22 protein-coding genes and 2 tRNA genes are annotated in these 23,341 nt (G+C 47.6%); 13 read left to right on the top strand and 11 right to left on the bottom strand.

The genetic code is table 11. The annotated features are described in order from the left end of the window. Nucleotides 1-4 precede the first annotated feature (4 nt). Both H5715_RS10035 and H5715_RS10030 read right to left on the bottom strand, forming a co-directional pair. Nucleotides 5-805 (bottom strand): general secretion pathway protein GspB, encoded by an 801-nt coding sequence (locus H5715_RS10035; RefSeq protein ID WP_075185692.1) that lies wholly within the window; start codon nucleotides 803-805, stop codon nucleotides 5-7. Between the two features lie 18 nt (nucleotides 806-823). Then, nucleotides 824-2,470 carry an ExeA family protein gene (locus tag H5715_RS10030; protein ID WP_075185691.1) on the bottom strand — a complete coding sequence of 549 codons (1,647 nt, stop codon included), beginning with the start codon at nucleotides 2,468-2,470 and terminating at the stop codon, nucleotides 824-826. A 121-nt stretch (nucleotides 2,471-2,591) separates the two neighbouring features. Between H5715_RS10030 and H5715_RS10025 the strand changes: the two genes are divergently transcribed. Next, nucleotides 2,592-2,981 (top strand): DUF2721 domain-containing protein, encoded by a 390-nt coding sequence (locus tag H5715_RS10025; protein WP_075185690.1) that lies wholly within the window; start codon nucleotides 2,592-2,594, stop codon nucleotides 2,979-2,981. Between the two features lie 16 nt (nucleotides 2,982-2,997). On the opposite strand, the gene H5715_RS10020 is transcribed toward H5715_RS10025, so the two are convergent. Next, the gene (locus tag H5715_RS10020; RefSeq protein WP_083608020.1) at nucleotides 2,998-3,522 is read right to left on the bottom strand and encodes a glycine cleavage system transcriptional repressor; all 525 of its coding nucleotides are present in this window, start codon (nucleotides 3,520-3,522) and stop codon (nucleotides 2,998-3,000) included. A 120-nt stretch (nucleotides 3,523-3,642) separates the two neighbouring features. Between H5715_RS10020 and H5715_RS10015 the strand changes: the two genes are divergently transcribed. Next, entirely contained in the window at nucleotides 3,643-3,864 is a 222-nt protein-coding gene (locus tag H5715_RS10015; protein WP_075185689.1) for a YheU family protein, read from the top strand. A 132-nt stretch (nucleotides 3,865-3,996) separates the two neighbouring features. Here H5715_RS10015 and H5715_RS10010 read toward each other — a convergent pair whose 3' ends face one another. Continuing rightward, nucleotides 3,997-7,389, bottom strand: a complete 3,393-nt coding sequence (locus H5715_RS10010; protein ID WP_139309779.1) for a ligand-binding sensor domain-containing protein — start codon at nucleotides 7,387-7,389, stop codon at nucleotides 3,997-3,999. A 171-nt stretch (nucleotides 7,390-7,560) separates the two neighbouring features. Here H5715_RS10010 and rlmM point away from each other — a divergent pair, with 171 nt between their 5' ends. Further along, complete coding sequence (gene rlmM / locus H5715_RS10005; protein WP_083608030.1) at nucleotides 7,561-8,622, top strand: 23S rRNA (cytidine(2498)-2'-O)-methyltransferase RlmM; 1,062 nt, start codon at nucleotides 7,561-7,563, stop codon at nucleotides 8,620-8,622. 18 nt (nucleotides 8,623-8,640) lie between these two features. Here rlmM and H5715_RS10000 read toward each other — a convergent pair whose 3' ends face one another. Then, entirely contained in the window at nucleotides 8,641-8,922 is a 282-nt protein-coding gene (locus H5715_RS10000) for an antibiotic biosynthesis monooxygenase family protein (RefSeq protein ID WP_075185686.1), read from the bottom strand. Nucleotides 8,923-9,037: 115 nt separating this feature from the next. Between H5715_RS10000 and tusA the strand changes: the two genes are divergently transcribed. Beyond that, nucleotides 9,038-9,292, top strand: coding sequence for a sulfurtransferase TusA (gene tusA, locus H5715_RS09995; protein ID WP_139309778.1), 255 nt, complete (start codon nucleotides 9,038-9,040; stop codon nucleotides 9,290-9,292). Nucleotides 9,293-9,488: 196 nt separating this feature from the next. Here tusA and H5715_RS09990 read toward each other — a convergent pair whose 3' ends face one another. Beyond that, entirely contained in the window at nucleotides 9,489-10,196 is a 708-nt protein-coding gene (locus tag H5715_RS09990) for a hypothetical protein (RefSeq protein ID WP_075185684.1), read from the bottom strand. Nucleotides 10,197-10,417: 221 nt separating this feature from the next. Between H5715_RS09990 and H5715_RS09985 the strand changes: the two genes are divergently transcribed. Genes H5715_RS09985 through H5715_RS09970 form a run of 4 tightly spaced genes read left to right on the top strand, consistent with a single transcriptional unit; the run spans nucleotide 10,418 to nucleotide 15,137 of the window. Further along, nucleotides 10,418-10,957 carry an elongation factor P hydroxylase gene (locus tag H5715_RS09985; protein ID WP_221892286.1) on the top strand — a complete coding sequence of 180 codons (540 nt, stop codon included), beginning with the start codon at nucleotides 10,418-10,420 and terminating at the stop codon, nucleotides 10,955-10,957. Next, a complete protein-coding gene (locus H5715_RS09980; protein ID WP_075185683.1) occupies nucleotides 10,954-11,841 on the top strand; it encodes a 5'-3' exonuclease in 888 nt (295 codons plus the stop codon). The genes H5715_RS09985 and H5715_RS09980 overlap by 4 nt, the downstream gene beginning before the upstream one ends. A gap of 2 nt (nucleotides 11,842-11,843) precedes the next feature. Beyond that, entirely contained in the window at nucleotides 11,844-12,962 is a 1,119-nt protein-coding gene (locus tag H5715_RS09975; RefSeq protein ID WP_075185682.1) for a 4-phosphoerythronate dehydrogenase, read from the top strand. Beyond that, nucleotides 12,963-15,137 carry a class I SAM-dependent methyltransferase gene (locus H5715_RS09970; protein ID WP_246434497.1) on the top strand — a complete coding sequence of 725 codons (2,175 nt, stop codon included), beginning with the start codon at nucleotides 12,963-12,965 and terminating at the stop codon, nucleotides 15,135-15,137. It abuts the gene before it with no gap. Here the strand turns inward: H5715_RS09970 and H5715_RS09965 are convergent. The 3 genes from H5715_RS09965 to H5715_RS09955 all read right to left on the bottom strand — a co-directional run bounded on the left by H5715_RS09965 (nucleotide 15,103) and on the right by H5715_RS09955 (nucleotide 19,122). After that, on the bottom strand, nucleotides 15,103-17,277 hold the full coding sequence (locus H5715_RS09965) for a putative bifunctional diguanylate cyclase/phosphodiesterase (RefSeq protein ID WP_246434496.1): 2,175 nt from the start codon (nucleotides 17,275-17,277) through the stop codon (nucleotides 15,103-15,105). The genes H5715_RS09970 and H5715_RS09965 overlap by 35 nt on opposite strands. 187 nt (nucleotides 17,278-17,464) lie before the next feature. Next, nucleotides 17,465-17,899: a hypothetical protein gene (locus tag H5715_RS09960; protein ID WP_075185680.1), complete on the bottom strand. Its 435-nt coding sequence runs from the start codon at nucleotides 17,897-17,899 to the stop codon at nucleotides 17,465-17,467. An 8-nt stretch (nucleotides 17,900-17,907) separates the two neighbouring features. Beyond that, nucleotides 17,908-19,122, bottom strand: coding sequence for a pyridoxal phosphate-dependent aminotransferase (locus H5715_RS09955; protein ID WP_075185679.1), 1,215 nt, complete (start codon nucleotides 19,120-19,122; stop codon nucleotides 17,908-17,910). Nucleotides 19,123-19,179: 57 nt separating this feature from the next. Here H5715_RS09955 and msrB point away from each other — a divergent pair, with 57 nt between their 5' ends. Further along, complete coding sequence (gene msrB / locus H5715_RS09950; RefSeq protein WP_075185678.1) at nucleotides 19,180-19,587, top strand: peptide-methionine (R)-S-oxide reductase MsrB; 408 nt, start codon at nucleotides 19,180-19,182, stop codon at nucleotides 19,585-19,587. Continuing rightward, the gene (locus H5715_RS09945) at nucleotides 19,584-20,258 is read left to right on the top strand and encodes a DNA-3-methyladenine glycosylase I (RefSeq protein ID WP_075185677.1); all 675 of its coding nucleotides are present in this window, start codon (nucleotides 19,584-19,586) and stop codon (nucleotides 20,256-20,258) included. Before msrB ends, H5715_RS09945 begins: the two co-directional genes overlap by 4 nt. Before the next feature lie 144 nt (nucleotides 20,259-20,402). Here H5715_RS09945 and H5715_RS09940 read toward each other — a convergent pair whose 3' ends face one another. Then, a complete protein-coding gene (locus H5715_RS09940) occupies nucleotides 20,403-21,194 on the bottom strand; it encodes a hypothetical protein (protein ID WP_075185676.1) in 792 nt (263 codons plus the stop codon). Between the two features lie 321 nt (nucleotides 21,195-21,515). On the opposite strand from H5715_RS09940, the gene H5715_RS09935 reads away from it, so the two are divergent. Next, nucleotides 21,516-21,591 (top strand) — tRNA-Glu (locus tag H5715_RS09935). 2 nt (nucleotides 21,592-21,593) lie between these two features. Continuing rightward, a tRNA-Gly gene (locus H5715_RS09930) sits at nucleotides 21,594-21,669 on the top strand. A 287-nt stretch (nucleotides 21,670-21,956) separates the two neighbouring features. Here H5715_RS09930 and H5715_RS09925 read toward each other — a convergent pair. Next, nucleotides 21,957-22,376 (bottom strand): PA2817 family protein, encoded by a 420-nt coding sequence (locus H5715_RS09925; protein ID WP_075185675.1) that lies wholly within the window; start codon nucleotides 22,374-22,376, stop codon nucleotides 21,957-21,959. Between the two features lie 17 nt (nucleotides 22,377-22,393). Here H5715_RS09925 and H5715_RS09920 point away from each other — a divergent pair, with 17 nt between their 5' ends. Further along, the gene (locus tag H5715_RS09920; protein WP_075185674.1) at nucleotides 22,394-23,341 is read left to right on the top strand and encodes an ABC transporter ATP-binding protein; all 948 of its coding nucleotides are present in this window, start codon (nucleotides 22,394-22,396) and stop codon (nucleotides 23,339-23,341) included.

Below are 23,341 nucleotides of genomic sequence, written 5' to 3'. Positions count from 1 at the left end.
AGGCTTACATATTGACCCAGCTATTGAGGGCTTGCATTTTAAACACCTGGCCCTGGTAGCGGAGCAATACACCATTGGTTAACACGCTCTCCAAGAGCAGCCCGCTTTCAATGCTATCTCCTTTTTTACGCTTGGTACCGTTAATAACGATATAGCCCCGGTTATTAGGAGAGTAAACGTGTTCTGAATAATTCAACGTGGGAATTTTTTCCTGCACCGTCCACGGTAAGCTGCGAATGTTGCCGATGCTGTTGAAATCCTCAATGGTCGGATGGTGATTGGCCCGCTCGGCGGGTTCGTTTGCTGGGGACGCGACGGGACTTTTGGCTAGGGGGATGGCCTTTTTCGGGTTCTGTTGGCTCTTAGGCATGTCTGCCGCTTTTTGCTCGTAGAGCGCAGTGACTTCCGTCTGGGGGACGGGGGGCTTCACGGCCTTTTTCGTAGTTTGGGGCGCGCCAGCTTTGGAGCGGGCTTGCTTTGGTTTAGGGGCTCCAACGCTGCTGGGAAGCGTTTTTCTTTGATTTGACGCTTCCGCTTTGGGCTCTGTTTGCTCAGGCTGTTGGTTGTTGATGGCTTTGCTTGCCGGTGTGCTGGAGGGTGTATTTGAATCGGATATGTTGTGCCAGAGGTAAGCACCTGCTGCTGCCAGCAGAAGTACAATCGCGGCGGTCGCGATAAGAGCCCTAAAAGAATACCGTTGAGTTTGGTGGTTGGCTGAATCGTGGTGGCTATCCAGTCCCGGTGGCGCATCATTTTTTTGGCGTTCTTTATCGGCTTTGTGCAGAGCGTCGAGAATCAGAGACATGGTTAACCTGTTATTAAATTATTCTTCGAGTAATGCCAGGGTTTTATCGATTCCCAGCACTTCGTTTAGTTTCATCAGTGTTTGTTCGCCAATAATGCCATCATCATGCAGGCCCTGGTTGCGTTGGAATATTCTCACGCGTTGTTGCAGTGTTTGCGTAAAGGCTCTACCAGTAAGGGGTTTTTCTCGATTGTCGATTACCGCAAACTGCTCTGCCAGCCATTGCACGGCACGGCTGCGCTGACCAATGGCGAGGGGTTCGGTAAAACCTTTTGGCCGCTTCCAAACGTAGAAAATTTTACCGCTCCAGAGTGGGCCAAGCTCGGAAAGCGGTACTTGGTAAGTTTGCCCTGAATCGCTGATTACTTCTGCCGTTTTACGCCCAATTCCGGTAATAATGACGTGGGAAGTGAATCGCTCGGGGGTCGTTAGTATCAGTACGGCAGGGCGATTAAGTTCCTGAAATGCCTCCCAGGTGTCGAGCGTTGCTGTCTTGCATTCGATTTGTTCTCGCGTGAGTTCCCAGCAGGGATGGCTTTCGGATGAGACGCCAAAACCCAGATAGTTAAGTAGGTTGTACTGAGCCTGAGTGTAGCTGTCGGTTAGGTAATCGATATCATCGTTGTTGCGCGAGGTGGGGGGGAGGGGCGTTTCCTGAATCCCTTGCTCATCGGCCGTGACAACAGTTTCCATAGTCGTCGACGTCTTAGCTGAAACGGCTTGAACGATGGGCGTTGTTGTCGAAGGGATAAATAGCCAGATAAGCAGCCCCAGTACTATCACTGCGGCGGCACCAATTATGGCGCCCTGCCAGCGGTTCCATTTTCTATTGTGGCCGTTGGGCAGGTGCTCCATGCTGCCGGCAACTTCATTGCGAGCGAGCTGGAATATTTGTCGGTCAATAACGGGCTTGTTGTGGCCATAGGCGCCGATCAGCATACGTTCACACAAAATATTGATTAAGCGTGGAACGCCACCTGTAAACGCGTGAATTTTCCGTATGATAGCCGTCGGGTAGGGGTTTCTGCCTTCGGGCATACCAGCGATTCGCAGTCGGTGGTTAATGTAGGCTTGGGTTTCTGCCAGGGTAAGTGGTATTAGGTGAAAGCGGGCAGTAATTCTCTGTGATAGCTGTCTCATACGTGGTTGCGCGAGTAAATCATTCAGCTCTGGTTGGCCCACCAGAATTATTTGCAGCAGCTTCTGCGTCGTTGTTTCGAGATTGGTTAGCAGGCGAATTTGCTCCAGAGATTCTGGTGATAGCAGCTGGGCCTCGTCGATCAATAAAACCGTATTATGGCCATTCGTGTGGTTTTTAAGCAGGTAGTCGTGCAGGGCGTCGGTCAGTTCTTTAACGTTTATTTTTTGTTGATCGTATTCTGCACCTAACTCTTCGCAGATAGTACGCAACATATCGGTAACGTCAGCCATGGGATTAAGTACAATGGCGATATCAGTATTTTCTGGGAGTTGCTCCAGGAGACATTTAATAATGGTGGTCTTACCTGTGCCCACTTCTCCCGAAAGCAAAACAAAGCCACCGCCTTTTACACCGTAGATAAGGTGGGCAAGTGCCTCTTTGTGCTGTTGGCTCATATAGAGATAACGCGGGTTAACCGCAATCGAAAAAGCCTGCTCTTTTAGTCCAAAATAGTTGTGGTACATCGGCTATATTATTCTGATAATGGTCTGGTTCGGCCCATAATACCGCGTTTTGATCTAAGCGCCTATTGATCGCGTTGAATGCTGGTATTGTACCGGCCTATATTGCTATGAGTATCTTAAAATGGATATGACGATCACCACGCCCAGCTTGCTTTTTCCTGCAATTTCATTGCTTTTGCTGGCCTACACAAACCGGTTTGTTACCTTAACGTCGGTTATTCGTCAGTTAAGTAAGCTGGATGAAATCGATTCTGAGGATATCGTTCGGCGACAGATCGCCAGCCTGAGAACTCGTCTGCAAATTATCCGTGCTATGCAGGTGTTTGGCGTGTTGTCTTTTATTCTTTGTACTCTGGCAATGTTCGCGCTTTTTTTAAGCTGGATTGCGCTGGGTAAATTTTTATTTGGTATAAGCCTGGTGATGCTCACCATCTCGTTATTGTGTTCGCTCTACGAAGTTCAGATTTCGACCAAAGCGATTAATATCGAAATCGAACGTTTGAACCGTTAGTGAACAGGACAGTTATTTAGCCGTCCTGTAATGAAATATCCATAGCCAACTCATTAGCAATAGCATCCAATCGTTCTGCTAGTTCGTTTTTATCCAGATTGGCGGGAACGGCCATAGAGCCTTCTGCTTCGAAAAGCGGTTCGCCACTGTAGGGCATACTGGACAAGCGGGTATCTAATTTTTCAACATTAATGGCGTACTGAGCCAGCGCATGTGAAATTTCTTTTACGATGCCTGGTCGATCAGGCCCCGTTGCGTGAAATCGTAAAATTTCGTTTGCGGGTGGTGTAGGTGAGTTGTTACTGCCGCTATCGACAAATACATTAATCTGTTTGCTGGAGAGTTGCTCCAGGTCCGCGACTAGTGCTGGCTCGTGGGCAGCGTCAATCTGCACACGAATAACACCGGCGAATTTTCCCGCCAGCTGGGCCAGTTGACTCTCCAGCCAGTTGCCCTGGTGCTCAGCAATAACGCTGGCGACTGTTTCGACGATGCCGGGTTTATCATCACTAATAAGGGTTACTATCAGGTTTTTCATCATGGAACAGATCCTTTAACGCTTGGAATAGGGTAATAGACGTTCACCGCGTGCCATTATTTTTTAATTTAGGATTTATCTCCACCGATTTTGGTACAGTGCCGGTCTATTTGAGGACGAACTATGCTAATTCCCCCAGAAAAACTAACAGAAGAAGTACTTAAAAATCTGTTGGAGTCATACATCACCCGTGAGGGCACTGATTATGGCGAAAGAGAGCTGTCGCTGGAAGAGAAAGTCGCCGAATTATTACCGCAGATCTACAGAGGTGAGATTTTGATCTCCTACGAAGAAGATTCCGAAACTGTAAATTTGATAAGTGCAGCGGAGTGTAAAAAGGCTTAAATTGTGCATTTATTCCCGTATTTCTGCGGGAACTCCCCCAAAACGAGCAAAATATAGGCTGCATGCCCATTTTATTGGAGGGTGCCCTGGTAGACTAAAACCGTGCTTCCCCTTAAGTTGTTGCTTGAGTCGTCAGCCCAAAGAGCGTTGATTTAACTGTTTGGAGCTTCGTACGATGAGCTGGTGACGTTGAATAGCTTCGCCAATACCCTGTTGGTCGATCGTTTTTTTCATATCCTCTGCTGTTGACAATTGGTCGCTACCTTCTATCCAGACCCAGCAGTTCCGGCCCGATTCTTTTGCGTAATAGAGCGCTTTGTCGGCCAGATTAACGACTTGTTCCCAGTTTACTAAGCCTGGGTGATACCCGTAGAAAGGGTATGCCGCAATGCCGATGGAGCAGGTTTGTCGTAGCGTAAGTTCATCATTGATAACAAATAAATGTTGATGGATAGTTTCGAGGAGCCGTTCAATAATGGGGGTTACCTGTGTTCTTGGTAAATAGCGAATAACGATAACAAACTCCTCGCCGCCCCAGCGAACAATATAATCCGATTCCCGCAGTACGTTGCGCAAAATTTGGCTAATTTGTACCAGAACTTCATCTCCGGTTCTGTGACCGTGCTGATCGTTAACGCTCTTGAATTTGTCGAGATCGAGAATGGCGAAGGTGAGATCGTGTTTATTTTCTTGTTTGGGATTGTCCTCGTAGTGGCGACCAATAATCGCGGTATCCTCAGCGATAACCTGATGCAGGAATCGACGATTCTTTAACTGGGTGAGCTGATCGGTGACGCTGGCATTTGTTAATTTTTCATTGAGTGTCTGAAGCTCGCTTTGGGCGGCGATAAGGCGCTGGTGCTCCTGGCTTAATTCTTCTGTTCGCTCTGCGACTTTTTTATCGAGTTCGCGATTAATTTCATCTTTCATCAAGTCGATTTCTTTTAATCGTTTGACGATAGCGCGTTCTTGTTTCAGACTTTTTCGCTCGGCAATAAGGTGCGCTTTATGAGCTGAGTATGCTCTAAACAGGATGGTAGCAACGAGAACAATATAGAGTAGATAAGCCCAGGGTGATCGCCAGTAGGGCGGCTTTATGGTGATCGCTATGGCTGTTGGCTTTTCGTTCCATATCCCACTGTTATTGGAGGCCTTTACTTCAAAGGTATATCGCCCAGGATCGAGATTGGTATAGGTTGCTGCCCTGCGGTTCCCGACATAGTTCCACTGTGACTCGAAGCCGCTCATACGGTAGGCGTATTGGTTTTCATCTGGTGACCTGAAGCTTAGGGCGGCAAATTCAAACGAAAAAACCGATTGCTGGTGGCTTAGCTCAAGGTGATTGGTTGTATTGATTGATTGCTTTAGAGGCCCGTCACTATCTGGCGTTAAGGGAGCGTTAAAAATAGAAAATTCGGTAACCGCTACCGGTGGAATATAAGTATTGGGTTCGAGCCTGCTTGGGTTGAAGACGGTCAGTCCTCGGGAACTGCCGAACACCAGCTCGCCACTGCTGAGTTTTGCGGGGGAGTTACGGTTGTAGAGGTTACCCAGAGGCCCCTCGCGTTTATCGAAGACACTGAAGCTTTGCTTTGTTTTGTTGTAACGCGCAAGCCCCTGAAAGGTGCTGACCCATACGCTTCCGGCATCGTCCTCAATAATGCCGCTTGCGGTTAGGTTTGGCAGCCCGTGGGATTGATTGAAATGTTTGAACTCACCGGTTTTTCTATCGAGTATGTTGGGCCCGCTACCATTGGTACCCACCCAAAGGTTGCCCTCGGTATCTTCAAATGTGGTGAGTATTTGGTTGGAGCTGATGGAGGTTGGATTGTTGGGGGTGTGACGATAGTGGTACTTATAAAGATTGGTTGAAGGGTCTAGGCCGTACAGACCATTGAAAGAAGATATCCAGACGGTGCCTTGAGAGTCTTCGTAAATATGCCGGGTGTAAAGGCTATTTAACGTTGCTCCATCATCCCCTGGAGGCATAACGCGTACAAAATCATTGGTATCGGGCCGGTAGCGGCTGACCCCTTTTTCTGTTCCTACCCACAGGGTGCCGTGACTGTCGATATAGGTAGCCCAGGGTTCCCGCCCGTATAGAGAGTTGGGGTTGCTTGGGTCATAAATAAAGCGTTGAAAGCTGTCACTGTTGGCGGGCTTGCGGTTTAGTCCTCGATCCCATGCACCTATCCAAAGATCTCCATTTGGGGACATAGCCAAGTCCAAGACGGTGCTACCACTGATGCTGTTGGGGTCGTCCTGGTTGTGTACATAACGCTTGAACTTGCCGGTACTGCGGTCCAGTAAGCTAAGGCCAAAGCCACAGCCAACCCAAATATTACCACTGGGATCTTCCTGCGTACTTAATACTCCACCATCGGCGATCGATTCTGGGTCATTTGGATCATGACGGAAATTGAGAAATTGGGACGCCTGCGGATCAACAGTATCGATCCCACTGGGAAAGTATCCCACCCATATACCGCTGGCGTTATCGAGAAAGATATCTCGTGCGACATAGTTTCCGGGGCCATCGGGACTGGCCTCTTTATAGGTATAACCGGAAAAAGCGCCGGTGTCCGGGTCGTACAAGTGAACACCCGTACCATCGCCAATCCAGAGTATGCCGCTGCTGTCCTGATTAATGGCCCAGACAGTGTCAGCTTTTTCACTGGCGCTGTGGCTAAGTTGAGTAAATTGGTCTGTGTCTGGGTCAAAACGGCTTATCCCTCCACCCAAGGAACCAATCCAGAGTGTTCCATTGCGATCGAGAAAAATTTCTCGAATTTTATTGGAGGGTAAGCTATTTGCCTGTTCGGGGTCCGCTTGAAAATGAGTAACGGTATCGGACAGGAAGTGATAACGGATAAGTCCGTTGCCTTCCAGTCCGAACCAGATGTTCCCTTGCTTATCTTCGATTGCTTGGTGAACGAAGTTGTCTTCCTTGTCCTTGGCGGGAATCAACACTCTGCTTATCGAGACCGGTGCATCCCGGAATGTTTTTGTGTGAGGATCCAGCAGGCGGATGCCCCGGCCAGTACTCACCCAGTAGCGACCAATACTGTCTTCGAACATGGCGTATATGGTTCCGGGCGCATCTGTTTCTCTGTCGCGGGGGTAGGTAATACAGTCGAACGCATCCTGCGTTCTTAAGTATCGACACAGTCCCGACAAAGTAACGGCCCAGAGTTGCTGCTTGCTATCTACCATCAGCGATTTCACCCAGTTGTGGCTCAGTGACGAGGGGTCATCAATCTGGTGTTGGTAGGTTTTTAGACTGTACCCGTCATAGCGAGCCAACCCTTGAATGGCGCCGAACCAGAGGAAGCCGTCGTTATCCTGAGTGATCGTATTGATATAGCTGAGCTTTTCCATCTGGCTGATGAGGATGGGCTTAAATTTAATTTGCAGGGGAATAGGTGTAGAAGCGGCTATCGAAAGACTGTAGACCATGAGTGCCAACAGACCAAACCATATGGTCTGTTTACTGGCGAGGTGTATATGGATCCTGGAGCTCTTCAATGTGCTTCCTTATCTTATAATTTTTAGTTCTTTTTTACTGGCGCGATCTCATACTTGTTAATTAAAGAATTTTTTAGCGGCGAATGCAATGGCAGGAGGTAGGGTTAGTCTTCTGGTCTTGATCAAACGCATGTATGATCTCCGCCAGAACTGACTGGGAGACGAAAAATGGTGGAGATTCTGGCCCTGTGCCGAGCTGGGTTCGAAAAAGAGGTGGCGGCAGAGCTCTCGGAGCTGTGCGCCCAGCAGGGTGTCTCCGGTTATGCGAAGGCCAAAGATGCTACGGGTTATGTTGAGTTTGTGGTGCACAGTGGTACAGCTGTTATGGCTCTGTTCAAGCAAATACGTTTTGACGAGCTAGTATTTGTACGTCATTGGTTTGTCGCAGCCGAGGTAGTGATGGATCTGAACCCTGCTGACAGGGTCAACTCCTTGCTGCCTAGGCTTGATGAGCTTTGTGATTCCCTGGGTGTTGAGTTCATTGATAGTGTCGAGTCTGTTACAGCCGATACCAATGAAGGGAAGGCGTTGGCGAAACTGGGCAAGGGCGTTAGCCACCATTTGCAAAAAGCGCTTACAGGCAAGGTTAGCAAAACGGCTCGCTATCGTGCGCAGCTATTATTTCTGGATGGTTCCAGCGCGTTTGTGGGGCTCTATCCGTTATCTAGCAGCTCTCAATGGTTGGCGGGTGTCCCCCGTTTGCGCTTGCCGAAACAGGCCCCAAGCAGGGCAACACTCAAGCTCGAAGAAGCTTGGCACCACTTTGTGCCAGCAAAGGACTGGGATAAACGACTGGCGCCAAGTATGAGAGCGGTAGATCTGGGAGCAGCTCCCGGGGGGTGGACCTGGCAGCTGGTTCGCCGCAGTATGTTTGTTGATGCGGTAGATAATGGCCCCATGGCGAAGGAGCTGATGGAGTCAGGGCAAGTGACTCACCATGTACTGGACGGTTTTGTGTATCAACCCTATAAGCCTGTCGACTGGTTGGTGTGCGATATCGCCGACAAACCCTCACGCGTTGCGAGTATGATTTCTCGTTGGGCTTGTCAGCGCTGGTTTACCGAGGCCGTGTTCAACCTAAAACTACCCATGAAACAACGTTATCAAGAAGTGATGAAATGTAGAGCTGCAATTTCCGACAGGTTGTTAGAGCAGGATATTCCGCACCAACTTCGGTTTAAGCAGCTATACCATGACCGCGAAGAGGTGACGGGTCATTTACGTTTGTTTTGAGCTGGGTAGGGGGACTTTTTAATTCTCCATCACACAGATTTTTTCGGGCTGTTTCAGAATTGAGTGGACGGGGCTTAGAATCTCTTTGCGCTCGGCACTGCTCGCCCAGCGGTGCCAGTCTTCTAGAGATTTCCATTTACAGAAGAGGAAACGATGGTTCTCGTCCTGAATATCGGCAAAGGCTTCCCCTGAAATGAAGCCAGGAACGACATAGGTACGCTGTAACGCAACTTTAGCTTGTTCCAAATAAGTCGATAATTGACCTTCATGTAGATGACGTTCGATAAGAATATGTACCATGTTGTTTTATCCTTATTATGGGTTGCCTACAATATACCGTAGAAACTTGGGATTTAAATAAAACTCAAGTCAATGATTCGTAAAAAAACTGTGCGTTTCCAGGGCTTCGGTAGAAATGAATTTAACTAGCGATCAAAAAATGAACGACGCGTGTATGAAGGTGGATGCTTCTGGTCTGACCTGCCCAGAGCCTGTAATGATGCTGCATAATGCTGTGCGGGACGCATCCCCTGGTGATTTGATCGAGGTGGTCGCAACAGACCCGTCAACGCTGAGAGACATTCCTCGCTTTTGCAGCTTTCTTGAGCATGAGCTTGTTAAGCAGGAAGACGATGGTCAAACCTACATGTTCTGGATAAAGAAAGGATGAAAATGAACGCTTCGCTGCCCTAGCAGTAAAGTGAATGGAGCTTCGGCCCGCCTCTTCGAGGGGGGGTGCCGTTTAAGGGGGCTGCTACCCAACGAGCCTAGCCTGAAACAGATGGCACCTTAATCTCCGGCGGTTGCGGAGTTGTGCGCTACTCCGTCAGGGAGCAGCCGAGCGCGCTGATATTCAGTTCAGCGTGTTAACCCTGAGAGGATTCTTCAACCAGCAACGAAATTGCGGCGAGGGCTTCTGGATCCTCGGATTTTATTTTGTTGGCGATATGGTGTTGGAAAAAATATCGAAATTTTTCCTGCACCTGCGCCGGGTAGAGGCAGCTGTCGCCGGGGAGAACCGGGGTGCTCTCAACTTTGTTTTCATCGACCAGCATGGCGCAAACAGTACCATCGTGAAACAGTCTCCAACTAACCACTTCCTGTAGGGTTAAACTGCTGTCGTCTTTGCCCGCAAGCACGGCGTGGGTTCCAATAGTATCTGGAATTTCCTGTACCACATCGTTTGCATTTTCACACTGCAGTTCGTAATACTCTGCAGCGGTTTCCAGTTCCACAACTTTATGGATAGGGGGCTCGAAAAACAGCTCATCAATACCGGGATCGTAGTAACCTTCCCAGGCCCCGTTTAGTGGGTCTTCTATATCCTGGCACGGAACAAGGTCATCCAGCCAGGGCACCAGACCGACAACCTCACCATTGGCGCGCAGGCCCCAGCATAGTACTTTCAGGCTGAAATATTTATCTTCACTGGCTTCATTGGAATAAAGCATTTCCAGGCCATCGAGTTCTGGAGAAAGGCGAATGATGTGAGAGTCGTTAGCAGAAGAGTAGGTCTTCCCGGTGAAGAGATCGATTACGTTATCCGAGTTGTGACCAGCGTTTGAGGTCTTCATAATACCACCTCCAGGTTGATATCCTGATTAGCCACCATTGGCGGGTAGGACAGCATGGTTTGGTCAACCATCAGCACATACAGTATAGGTAGTTTTTGGATAAAACAATACTTTGGATAAAAAATTGGGTTTTCTTAGGTTTTGGTTGAAAAATGTTCTTTTGGTTGATTTGGTAAAGCCGATTGGTATTAGTCACTATTTACGAAGAGTTAGTTCCTCCTGTGCCGAAAATATTTCGTAGTCAAGATCTGGTGGTAATTTTTAATCGATGTTTTTTAAAGCCCTTTAATACCCGTTTGGAGGGGGGGGGTGAAGAGCCGCTGTACCTGCCCGCGAAGAGTGATGGAAACGCGAGAATTATTTTTCGTGAAGACTATTTTTCCAGCGGGCTGCACGAAATAAGTCATTGGTGTATCGCAGGGAATGAGCGCAGGAAAGTGGAGGATTACGGTTATTGGTACGCCCCTGATGGTAGATCCCCGGAGCAACAACAACTGTTTGAAACGGCTGAAATAAAACCCCAAGCTTTGGAGTGGATATTCAACAGGGCGTGTGGCTATCGTTTCAACATAAGCGCAGACAATTTGATGGCGGGCATGGGGGTATCGGAAGTATTTAAACAGCATATTTTGGAACAGGCAAAAAAATATTGTAAGAATGGTATGAGCCCACGAGCAATGATTTTTGCATCTGCTCTGGCGGATTTTTATGGTATCGCTTCTTTCCTCTGCGCGGATGATTACGACCTGGAACAGCTATGAGTTACCCCGTTTACTTGGTTGACGCTTCAATTTATATCTTCCGTTATTACTTCTCGTTGCCGGATAATCGGTGGACTGACGATGGTTATTCAAGCGCCGCTGTCTATGGTTACAGCCTTTGGTTGATACGTTTACTGGAGACAACGAGAGCGACACATATTGCCGCCTGTTTTGATGAGAGCTTGGGGAGCTGTTTTCGAAATTCGATATACCCCGATTATAAATGCAGCCGGGCATTGCCGGACGAGGCGCTGGCGTTTCAGTTAAATGCCTGTAAAACCATGACGGAATTTATGGGCATTCCAAGTTATGCGTCGAACACCCACGAGGCTGATGATCTACTGGCAACTCTTGCACTGCGATGCCGAAAAAAAGACCAGCAGGTCTGCATTGTGTCGCGTGATAAAGATCTCGCGCAGATCATTCTCGGGGAGAATGATACGATGTGGGATGCGCCTCACGGAGAGAGACTTTCCTCCAACGCAATAGAGCATAGCATGGGCATAAAACCTCAACAGGTCGCCGATTACCTGGCTTTGATTGGCGATGTTAGTGATGATATACCTGGTGTTCCCGGCCTTGGCCCCAAAACAGCGGCGAGCTTGCTGAGTTACTTTTCTAATTGGTCGGAGCTTAATAATAATTTACATAAGATCCCTGCGTTACCTATACGTAGTGCAGTAAAACTGGCGAAAAAATTAAGTGATTACTCAGCACAAATAGAGTTGGCAATACAGCTAACTCAATTGGATAACCGGGCTCCCCTGGGGCGCCGTTTTACAACCAAACGAAAAGCCGCAAACCGAAAAACATTAATCGACTTTGCCGACAAACTGGGGTTTGGTAAAATATTTCATACTTCGTTAAAAAGAGTGTTTCCTTAAAAATGAAAATTGTTGCAGACGAAAATATACCTCTGGTACAAGAATTGTTTGGTTCGTTGGGCGATGTCGTTGTTCTACCTGGCCGACAGATATCAGCAGCGGATGTACGCGATGCTGAAGTCTTATTGGTACGCTCAGTCACCCAAGTAAATCGTGAGTTGCTGGAAGCAAGTTCAGTAAAATTTGTAGGTACCTGCACGATTGGTACCGATCATCTTGACCAGAATTATCTGAACAGCAGCGGAATTACCTATAGTAGCGCTCCCGGTTGCAACGCCAAGGGTGTTGTACAGTATGTTTTTGCAGCCTTGGCGCAACTTCAGCGACTGGACACCCAATTAAAAATTGGCATTGTCGGTTGTGGCAATGTTGGGGGGCGTCTCTACCTCGCCCTAAAAAAAGCAGGGCATACCTGTGTTTGCTACGATCCGTTTTTAAGCAAACAGGATATTGAAGATATTGGTGAGTGGAATGATTTATTTGACTGTGATGTGGTCTGTACCCATACACCGTTGACCATCGATGGACCCTATCCCACTCATCATATGATGAGCACAGATTTTTTTCAGCAGATGAAACCTGGCGCACTGCTATTAAATGCGGGACGCGGAGCTGCTATTGATAATCAGGCACTACTGCATTACCTGCGCGGCGGAAACACAAATGATCTGCGCATTGTCCTGGATGTGTGGGAGCCTGAACCGAACTTGGATACCGCTTTGCTGGAATTTGTGAGCTTGGGTAGCCCTCATATTGCCGGCTATAGCTACGAAGGCAGAACCAATGGTTCTCTGATGATCTACGAAGCGTTGAGCCGTTGGTTGGGCTTGCCAGATTCCGATACTGACGAAACCATTGTTAAGGCCAAAGCAAAAACCTACGGTGAACCAATAGCCCTTAAAGCCGATTCTTTACGTGAGGCGATACTAAAGACATATCCAATACTTGAAGACGACATAAACTTGCGGGCGGTAAAAAACAGTCTGAGTAAAGAGTTTGATTTGTTACGTAAAAACTATCCGCAGCGACGGGAGTTCAGCCACTATACGATTTTAGATCCAGCAACAGAGCTTGTGTCCCAGTACCAGGCCTTAGGTTTCAATGTGCAAATGACGGCATAAATGAACACTATCGAAGATAAAGACGAGCAGCGATCTATTATGGCGAATAGTATTCGGATCGGATTTCTGGTAAATCCAATAGCGGGTGTGGGTGGGCCCACTGCGAATAAAGGTAGTGATGCTCTGGAGTTACAGAAGCAGGCGAGAGAAGGGCTGATAGCCCTGCGTGCTCCCCTCAGGGCAAAGCAGTTTCTTACCGCACTAACCGTGTTGATGGAGGGGGGGGCGCTGCCGGAATTTATTACTTGCCCGGGGGATATGGGGCAGGATTATTTCACTGAGCTGGGTTTTACCTGTCAGTGTTCAACGATCGCTCTTGCCGAGCAAACGAGCGCGCAGGATACTTTAAACCAGCTAGCGTTTTTGTTAGATCAAAAAATTGATTTTCTCTTGTTTGTGGGCGGCGACGGCACCGCGCGCGATATCTGCAGTTTGATCGGTAATCGGGTTCCCGTATTGGGTATTCCTTCCGGTGTTAAAATGCATTCGGGAGTTTTTGCTATCGCGCCGGAACCAGCCGCAGAACTCGTTGCAAAATTACTAAATGGTGAGTTAACCGCGCTGCAGGAACAAGAGGTTCGGGATATTGACGAGCTGGCGTTTAACGAAGGCCGTGTTCGCAGTCGGCACTATGGTGAAATGTTGGTGCCTGCTGGAAATCAATTTGTGCAGCATGTTAAGCAGGGCGGCATGGAAGTAGAAGAGCTTGTATTGTTGGATATGGCTGCGGAGCTTCGTGAGCGGCTAGATATGTTGGATGAATCGGTGACTCTCGTTTTTGGACCAGGCTCCACTACTCAAATAATTCAGCGGGAGCTGGGACTGGATGCGACTCTATTAGGCATTGACTTGGCCGTATTCAATCCCGGTTCTGGTTTTGAATTATTGACCTCAGATATCTCTGCCAGCGAACTGGAAGCCGCGCTGGAAACGCGAACAGGAGCTGTACGCTTGGTCATTACGGCAATAGGGGGGCAGGGCCATATTATTGGGCGTGGTAACCAGCAGCTCTCGCCAACAGTATTGCAGTATATAGGTAAAGACAATACCTGGGTGGTAGCAACTAAGCGCAAGCTGGAAAATTTGAATAAACGCCCTTTATTGGTGGATTCCAACGATCCTCAGCTAGACTTTACCTGGGCAGGTTTTATACCAGTGATATGTGGTTATCAGGATGTAATTTTATACCCGGTGGGGTGGCAGATGAATGAGGGTGGAAGTGACGGCATTGTTGAGTTGGATAAACGTGTCGAACAGGTGGTCGAGCGGTGTCGCGAGGTCTTAGCCGCAGATCAAAGTCTCAATAGTAGACGCTTGTTCCACGGTCGAGGTGGATTGTGGTCCGGGCTTGAGTGGTGTTGTGTAGATTATTTTTATCCTTGTATACTGGTCACATTTTTTAAAGAACCTGAAATAGGTTTTGAAGCTAAACTGGTTTCGGCTTTGCGTTCTCATTTTATTAGTATCGAAAGCCTAAATACCGTGCTGGTTCAATACCGGTATCTTTTAGGGGCTCCCATAGAGTGTCAGTGTGGACAAATTCCAGAACCTTGGCTTGCTACACGTAACGAGCTAACATTTTTGTTATCCTCTTCCCAGCAGAATGTTGGTTTTTTCCTTGATATTGAACCTGCTCGCAATTGGTTAGAATCCATCGCTTATGGAAAACACATTCTTAATTTGTTTGCCTACACTTGTGCGTTTTCTGTTGTTGCCGAGGCCGCTGGAGCTGAATCCATCGTCAATATTGACATGAGTGGGCGTTCCCTTTCTGTTGGCAGGGATAACCATAGAATTAATGGTTTGCCATTAAGACAAGTAAAATTTCTACCTCACAATATTTTTAAATCCTGGGGGAAGCTTAAAAAAGAAGGTCCCTATGATGTTGTTATTGTTGACCCGCCCAGCTACCAAAAAGGCAGTTTCATTGCGCAAAAAGATTATCCCAAAGTGCTGAGGAAAATGGCAGATCTGGTTGGGGAAGGGGGTGTTTTTATTGCCTGCCTCAACGCGCCGGAGATTTCGGCAGAGGCGTTTGAGCAGATAATAGAAGGGGCTTGCCCTGAATTTGAACTTGATGAACGTTTGTATGTAGGTGAGCAGTTCGCGGATATCGCACCCGCGCGCGCTTTAAAAATGTTTATTTTTCGAAAACTTGGTGATGTCGAAGCTTAAGCGCGTAATATTCTTTTGATTTTATCATTGGCATAGGTTTGGCCAGTCCAAAACCCTGGCCGTGGAAAATGCCCATTGTTAGCAGTTCTTTGGCTATAGCTTGGTTCTCAACATATTCGGCAATGGTTGTAATGCCCATTTCTTTACTGATCATATTGATCGCTTTTACCATTGCCTGGCCCAATCTGTCGTTGGTGATATCCTGAATAAATGATCCATCGATTTTAATATAGTCGACATCGAGGTTTCTAAGGTATCCGAACGATGAAAAGCCCGTACCGAAATCATCCAAAGCAAACCGACAGCCCAGCGTTTTAAGCTCATTGATAAAGCTTATAGCTTCACTGAGATTGTGGATTGCACTGGTTTCCGTAATTTCGAAACAGATTTTAGATAGTTCAATGTTCGCTGTCATCACCAATTGTTTTATCGCCATACGTGATTGGTGGCTGGAGAGCGATTGGCTGCTAAGGTTAATTGAACAGCAAGAGAGGTTTTCCGTATGGCTGGTATTTCGCTGTAAAAAATCCAAGGTGGTTGTCAGTACCCAAAGGTCGATTTGGTTGGTTAATCCAAATCTCTCTGCGGCGGGAAGAAATTCTGTGGGGGAAATATGTGTGCCTTCATCATCGACATAGCGGAGTAGTACTTCATAGTGCATGTAATCACTACGAAGGTCGTTCATATTGATAATGGGTTGAAAATAAAGCTCGAATCGATCGCGCATCAAGGCTGTTTGCAGGCGGGAAACCCAGAGCATTTCGGTGCGATTGGTATCGTTACTCTCAGATGCTTCCCGATGAAGTACAACGCGATTTCTTCCTGCTTGCTTGGCTGAAAAACAGGCAGCATCTGCTGTCGCGAGCATTTCAACTATTGAGTGGATTTCGCGCGAACTAAGTGCAATTCCGATACTGACGGATTGCCGAAATGAAAGCTCCTTCCATTTAAAAGTAAAATCTTCTGCGGTGTTGCGCAGTATTTCCGCTAGTTCAAGCGCTTGCTGTTCCGATGAGGATGCTATAACTATGGCAAACTCGTCTCCGCCAATACGCGCGAAGAAATCAAATTGCTGGTTGTATTCATTAATTTTTTTAACCAGTTGCCGTATAAACTCGTCTCCAGCCTTATGGCTGCAGGTATCGTTTACAACCTTTAGCTGATCTACATCAATATAGATCAACGCAGTTGGCGGGCTATTTGGCGCTTTCTTTTTCAGCGTTCTTTCCAAAAATAATTCAAGCGTTCTGCGGTTGTATAAACCGGTTAGTTCGTCGTGCTTGGCCTGGTAGGATAAGCTTTCGGCAAGTTGCTTCGAATCGGTGATATCCTGGCAAACCAGCAACAAATAGTCCTCCCCATCGGCTTCCTGAACCAGGTTCCCAGAGGCCTTCACCCAGAATTTTTGTGTGTTATTTTTGACACAACGAAGTTCAATTTCCATTTTCTCGCCGGGATTAGCCAAACAGAAATCGATAAAGGTCTGTTGTTTATCTATATCTTCGGGGGAGGAAATCATGGAAAAAGGTTGGCCAACAAGAAACGCCGTATCGTAACCAAGGGATTTGGCTCCGTACAGGTTGATATCGGCTATGGCGTGGAGGTTATTTATGGTGAGGAATATCGCCGGGCTTTTATCGAAGAGTGCGTGAAATTTTTTCTCGCTTTGCAGTAGTGCTTTACGCGAAATCTGCTGATCTTCGAGCACTTGCTGCAAGGTTATATTGTGAATCTCCAGCTCTTGATTTCGAGTGGCAATAGTACGTGCGAGCTCGTCGTTGGAGGCTGCCAGTTTTTCTCGAATGGCAACTAGCTCTGTGAGCTTTTGGGTTGATTTCGGAATAACCCTGTTAATAAGGGATTCCAAGCCAATAAATATCAGCAGGACACCTATGCCAAAGTATAGTGGTAGCCAAGTTGAAAGGGCATTCGGAAGCTCGGTAACTTGTAGGAACCTGAGAACAATTGTATTGGTATAAAGATGAAGAAGGGCTGTCCCGGCCAGGATTACGATTCCGAAGCCCGCGAAGCTCAGCGCTCGAGTGAAGCCTTTTGAGCTGAGTTCCTGGCGCCGACGGTAGATACGCGTAACCAGGATAATGGCCACCGCAATAAGCGAAGCGTCTACGATTAACGGCATACTAGGCGGTAAAACGGACATAACTCAGGCCAAAGATGGTCGCATTTATTTATTTTTGAGAGCTGGTATCAGCCGCCTCTAGATTGTTCTTACAACGAGAGTTTAGCAGCGTGACACATATTACTCTGGGTTGACAAGCCTAGATCCAGACAAGATAAGTCAAATTAGGTTGATCACGTGAAAATATTTAAGAAAACAAACGAGTCTCCTGCATAAGGCGGAGAATCAAACTGGTCAGTTGGTCTGAGCTTTTCTTTAATAGAGTCTCGCGTAAAAGGTCGATGCGACGAGGCGCTTGCGTTGTAGGGGATGATTGCTCAGTAAGAAACTTGACGTCGGCGGGGCCGCTTAAGAATGTAAAGCTACGATGTGTAAGGGTAGCGTCTTCAACGGCCTCCTGACGAATAGTTTGCGAGTACTGAATATAGTCGGTTTCGGCTAGCCATTGCAGCGCGTGGAACCCTGCAAGAAAGCGCGGGCTGTGCAGGCCAAACTCATCTGGTGAGTCTGGCCCGGCAAAGTCTTCTACATACACAATGACTTTTTGCGGGAAGCGCGTATACAGCGTGGACAAAACTTTAGCGGTATCTCGGCAAAAGTCATCGATATTCAAATCGCTCACGTATGTCCCTATTTACGGTAAGACTCTAGGAAGCGGCCAAACTGCTGTACGGCACGTTTGAGATCTTCCGGTTGGGGTAAAAAGACGATGCGGAAATGGTCCGGCTGAATCCAGTTAAAGGCTGAGCCCTGTACCAACAGTATTTTTTCTTTTATCAGAAAATCCAAAATGAGTTGCTGGTCGTCTTCAAAGTGGTACAGATTGCGGTCAACTTTGGGGAACAGGTAAATAGCCCCTTTGGGCTTTACACAGCTAACGCCAGGGATGTTGGTTAATTCTTCCCAGGCAACATCGCGTTGCTCGCGTAGGCGGCCTCCGGGGAGAATAAGCTCGTCAATACTCTGATAGCCACCGAGCGCCGTCTGTACTGCATACATTGCGGGTGCGTTGGCGCACAGACGCATGGATGCGAGCATTTCTATACCCTTCATAAGCTCTACGGCCTTGTGTTTTGCTCCGCTGAGAACAAGCCAGCCGGAGCGGAATCCCGCTAGGCGATAGGATTTGGATAAACCGTTAAAGGATATGCAAACCACATCGTTGGCAATGCGTCCCATGGGGATAAACTCTGCGTCGTCATAGATGATCTTGCTGTAAATTTCGTCGGAGAAAATGACCAGTTTATGGTCTCGGGCCAGCTGAACAATCTGCTCGAGTAGGTCTAGGCTGTATACCGCGCCCGTAGGGTTGTTGGGGTTAATGACCACAATGGCTTTTGTTCGATCTGTAATTTTGCTGCGAATATCGTCAAGATCAGGAAACCAATCGGACTGTTCGTCGCATACATAATGTACTGCTTTGCCTCCGGCTAGCCGAACGGCGGCTGTCCACAAGGGGTAGTCGGGAGAGGGCACCAGTACTTCATCGCCATCATTTAGCAATGCCTGGTTGGCCATAACGATCAGCTCACTAACGCCGTTACCAAGAAAAATATCGTCAATGTCTACGTCGGGAACCTGAAGCCTTTGGCATTCCTGCATAATGGCCTTGCGCGCGGGAAACAGACCTCGGGATTCGGTGTAGCCCTGAGCATTACGGATATTGTAAATAACGTCGGCAATAATCTCGTCGGGCGCATCGAAACCGAAGGGCGCCGGGTTGCCTATATTAAGTTTGAGTATCTTGTGTCCCTCTTCTTCCATCCGTACAGAATGCTCCAGCACCGGGCCACGGATGTCGTAACATACGTCTTCGAGTTTTATGGATTTTTTTAATGGTTGCATCTTATTTTTAGAACCTCAAAATATGCCATTGTATGCGATTTAACCTGGGTGCTAATTATGTCAGATCAAAATAAAAATGACGATGGTTTATGGAAGGTAAAACTCGATCCCGAAGAGTTTCATATTTGCCGGGAGAAGGGCACTGAGCCTGCTTTTTCTGGTATGTATTGGGATCATGCGGAAGACGGGGTTTATCGTTGTAAGTGTTGCGCTGAACCATTGTTTGACTCGACGACTAAGTTTGATTCGGGTTGTGGTTGGCCGAGTTTTTTTCAGCCGCTGGAAAGCGGTGTCGTGGGTGAAGCCCAAGACACCTCTCTCGGAATGGTTCGTACAGAAATACTTTGCAAAGCCTGTGGTTGTCATTTGGGGCATGTCTTCTCGGACGGGCCTCAGCCGACAGGGCTGCGTTACTGTGTGAATTCGGCTTCGATTCAATTTGAAAAAGATAATAAGGGCCTATGATTGATTTTGATAAGCTTTTCCAAACCGCTGCTTTACACAAGGGTGGCGAGGATAGGGTGAGAGTATTATTGCCTGCGGTCAAGACTCCTGAGCAGCTCGCGGCTCAAACCGAGGCTTTTTATTTATCGACCATGTCTCGACGGATTTTTCGCGCGGGTCTTAAACACTCTATGGTTGACAACAAATGGCCGGCCTTTGAAAAGGCTTTTCAGGGTTTCGATCCTTTTGTTTGTGCGATGATGAGTGATGACGAAGTCGATAAGCACATGGGCAACCGTGCGTTGATTCGCCACTTGAGGAAAATAAAATCGATTCGCTGCAACGCTCAATTTATGGGTGCTATTGCTCGAGAGCATGGTAGCTTTGGTCGGTGGCTGGCAAACTGGCCGGAAGACGATATTGTAGGGTTGTGGCTGCAGCTAAAGAAAAAAGGCTGCCAGCTAGGGGGGATGTCGGGTCCCTATTTTTTACGTATGGTGGGTAAGGATACGTTTTTGTTGACCAACGATGTTCAGGCTGTCCTGATTGCTCAGGGGATCGTGGATAGGGCGCCAAGCTCACAAAAGGATTTACGTCTTGTTGAAGCTGCTTTTTACCAATGGCAGCAGGAGAGCGGCAGATCGCTATGTGAAATCAGCAGGGTGCTGTCCCTCACTGCTGCATTGTCCTAGCCGGTTGAGACTGTTTGCGTAGTGGCCATCAAAGCGCTAAAAATGCCTCTTTATTCGGTATAAACGCCGTTTCTTGGTGTGCTTTTCACCTAATACCGGCGGCTTCATAAACTCTATTCAGCGCCAGGCTCGTATTCGTAGCGTTTAGTCGTAAGCGTGTTTCTTTTTCCAGAGGGGCTTATCTGAATCGAACTTATCCCACTCGTTTGCGATTTCTTCTTGTTCAGCCTGCTCTTCTTCTGAGTTTGGTAGGGTCTGGGTTTCTTCCTCTAGCTTTTTACTCATTTCCTCATGTAACGCTTTCAGTTTGGCAATTCGGGCGTCAAACTGACCGGGTTTGCCCTCGCGAACAAGTAGTTTCAGCGCCAAATTATAGTAATGTAGTGCCAGCTTTGTTTTGTTGGAGCCCTGTGCCGCAGTGCCCTGGAGTGCGTATCCATCGACTGTCAGTTGCAGAACCAGTTGTTTTAGCTGCTTACGGTAATTTTCGGCCTGGTTGCGACTGAGCGAACTATTTTCTTCCAGGGTATGAATAAATCGGTGAAGCTCCTCAAGGCATATTTTTACTTCTTTGATTTGCTGAGGGTTCTCCAGTGTCACCGGAGCCGAGGGCTTGGCGTGGCGCTGGGTTTCCGTCATTTGGCTACTAATGGCCTGTAGGTCCTGCATGTGCGCAGGCTCCTTCGGCTCCAGCATGGAGAGCTGTTCGCTAACCTCTATAAGATTTTTTTGTACGAGTAGTGTTAAGTCTCGTGGCAGGAACCCCTGGGGGAAGCCGTTAATCATAAATTTGAAGTTGCGGGAGCGCGACTTCAGCGCGGCTAACAGCCGATTTCGCTGCTCACGCTTAACTTTTACCGTTTGCGCAACAAAGGCGTAGCAGACAAGTGCTGCCAAGAGCACAATGATTGTGACTATAATGGATATGGAAGACATAATTAGGTATGTACTGCGCCTGCGAAATAGTGGCAGTCCTTAGTTACAGACTAGCTGGTGAACGCCGGATTTGCAAACACGGATTTCGGCTAAATTATAGTCAAGTGATTGTTTTGGAAGGTTTTTTCTTTAAAGTACTTACATACTTTGAAATGAAATCACGGAGAATGATATAACTTTTAGTCAAGTGGATGGCGCTTCGGTCAACCATTACAGGTTGATTAAAGGTTTTTGATCCTTCGCCATAAAAAGTGTTGACAGCTTCGGCCTTGCTCAATAGAATGCGCCCTCTTCTGAAATGACGAGCACATCAGGGTTTGCGTCCCCATCGTCTAGAGGCCTAGGACACCGCCCTTTCACGGCGGTAACAGGGGTTCGAATCCCCTTGGGGACGCCATTGCGGGAATAGCTCAGTTGGTAGAGCACAACCTTGCCAAGGTTGGGGTCGCGAGTTCGAGTCTCGTTTCCCGCTCCAATTTCTGAATGTCAGGCAGTTGTACGCAGACATTCAAAATTTATTAAAAGCTTGGATACCGTTGCTTAGAGTAATTCGAGTGAAGTAAAAGAAAAAAAGCGCAGCCTAATGGTTGCGCTTTTTTTTTGCGGGTTGGAAATAGAATTTTGGCACCAATATAGGTTCTGGAGTATCCCGGGGCAATGTCTTTGGTGCTCGGCATGCACTAGCAGTGTGTTGAGAATCTATCTGCGTCGCCAGCGCGGTGTTAAAAATGGGCTAACGACTTCGTTTACGTTTTTCAATAGCTAGTGAAGCCCAAGTGCAATAGCTCGTAAACCCTCGTAACCTTGCGGATTGTCCGTTTCGTTGTCTTGGGTGTGAAAAACTTCATCGAGGCGCTGAAATTTCTTGATTTCTTCATCGGTAAGGTAATGCAGGCAGTCACCGCCGAAAAACCAGAAAAGATCGCGAGAAACCTGGGGCGTAATGTGCGGGTAGCGTGAAACAATGGTAGTAATGACCCATTGCCCTAGGGGGTAGCCCTGCTCTGAAGCATTGAGATCACATCGCAGTGTTTCAAAGCGTTCAAGAAACAGCACATCTTCCGCGTCTGGCGTAGTATTCTCTGTTTCCACAAAAGGCGATTGAGCTTTTATCTTATTCAGCAACGCTGTTATAAGCTGCTTATGGAAATTCTGATACTCTGCACCTAATTGTTGATTCATGGAGACTTTACCTGACTATGTCTAATGAAAATAGTGGCGCCCACTTGGCGCTTAATATTAAGGGTTTGAAGAAAACCTACGGAGAATCGTTCGAAGCTCTAAAAGGTATAGACCTTAAAGTAGAGCGCGGAGATTTTTTTGCTCTACTGGGCCCCAATGGGGCTGGTAAGTCTACCACCATTGGGATTCTTTGTTCTCTCATTCGAAAAACGGCCGGTAAGGTTTCCATTTTTGGGCACGACATTGATACCAGCTTTGTTACCGCCAAGCAGTATCTGGGCTTGGTTCCTCAGGAATTTAATTTCAATATGTTTGAGAGGGTGAAGGATATTGTCACCAATCAGGCGGGCTACTACGGATTGCCGCCAGCTTTAGCTGAGCAGCGGGCCGAAACCTATTTAACCCGACTCGGTTTGTGGGGTAAGCGGTTTGACCAAGGGCGGCATTTAAGCGGAGGTATGAAGCGCCGTTTAATGATTGCTCGTGCACTGGTACATGAGCCGCAGTTACTGATTCTAGATGAGCCTACTGCGGGTGTGGATATAGAGCTGCGCCGGAGTATGTGGGAATTTCTGAAGGAAATTAATGCCTCGGGTACAACGATTATTCTGACTACCCACTATCTGGAAGAAGCTGAAAGTCTGTGTCGCAATGTCGCCATTATTAATGAAGGTGATATTGTGGAAAATACCAGTGTTAAAGCGCTGCTAAAACAGTTAAACAAAGAAACGTTCGTGTTGGATGTTGCACAGTCTATGGTCAAAGCTCCGGTTGTCGATAACTACGATGTGACTCGCTCTGACGAGTCTACTCTGGAAGTTTCTGTCGAAAGTGGGCGTTCATTGAATGACCTGTTTTCCCAATTGTCGAGCCAGAATATTGATGTAATCAGTATGCGTAATAAAGTGAACCGCTTGGAAGAACTGTTTGTCGAGCTGGTAAGCAACAACGGAAAAGGGGAGTAA

Source organism: Teredinibacter haidensis (genome assembly GCF_014211975.1).
Classification (GTDB): domain Bacteria; phylum Pseudomonadota; class Gammaproteobacteria; order Pseudomonadales; family Cellvibrionaceae; genus Teredinibacter; species Teredinibacter haidensis.
The sequence above is the reverse complement of the archived record's forward strand: the minus strand, read 5'-3'. Positions and strand labels throughout refer to the sequence as shown.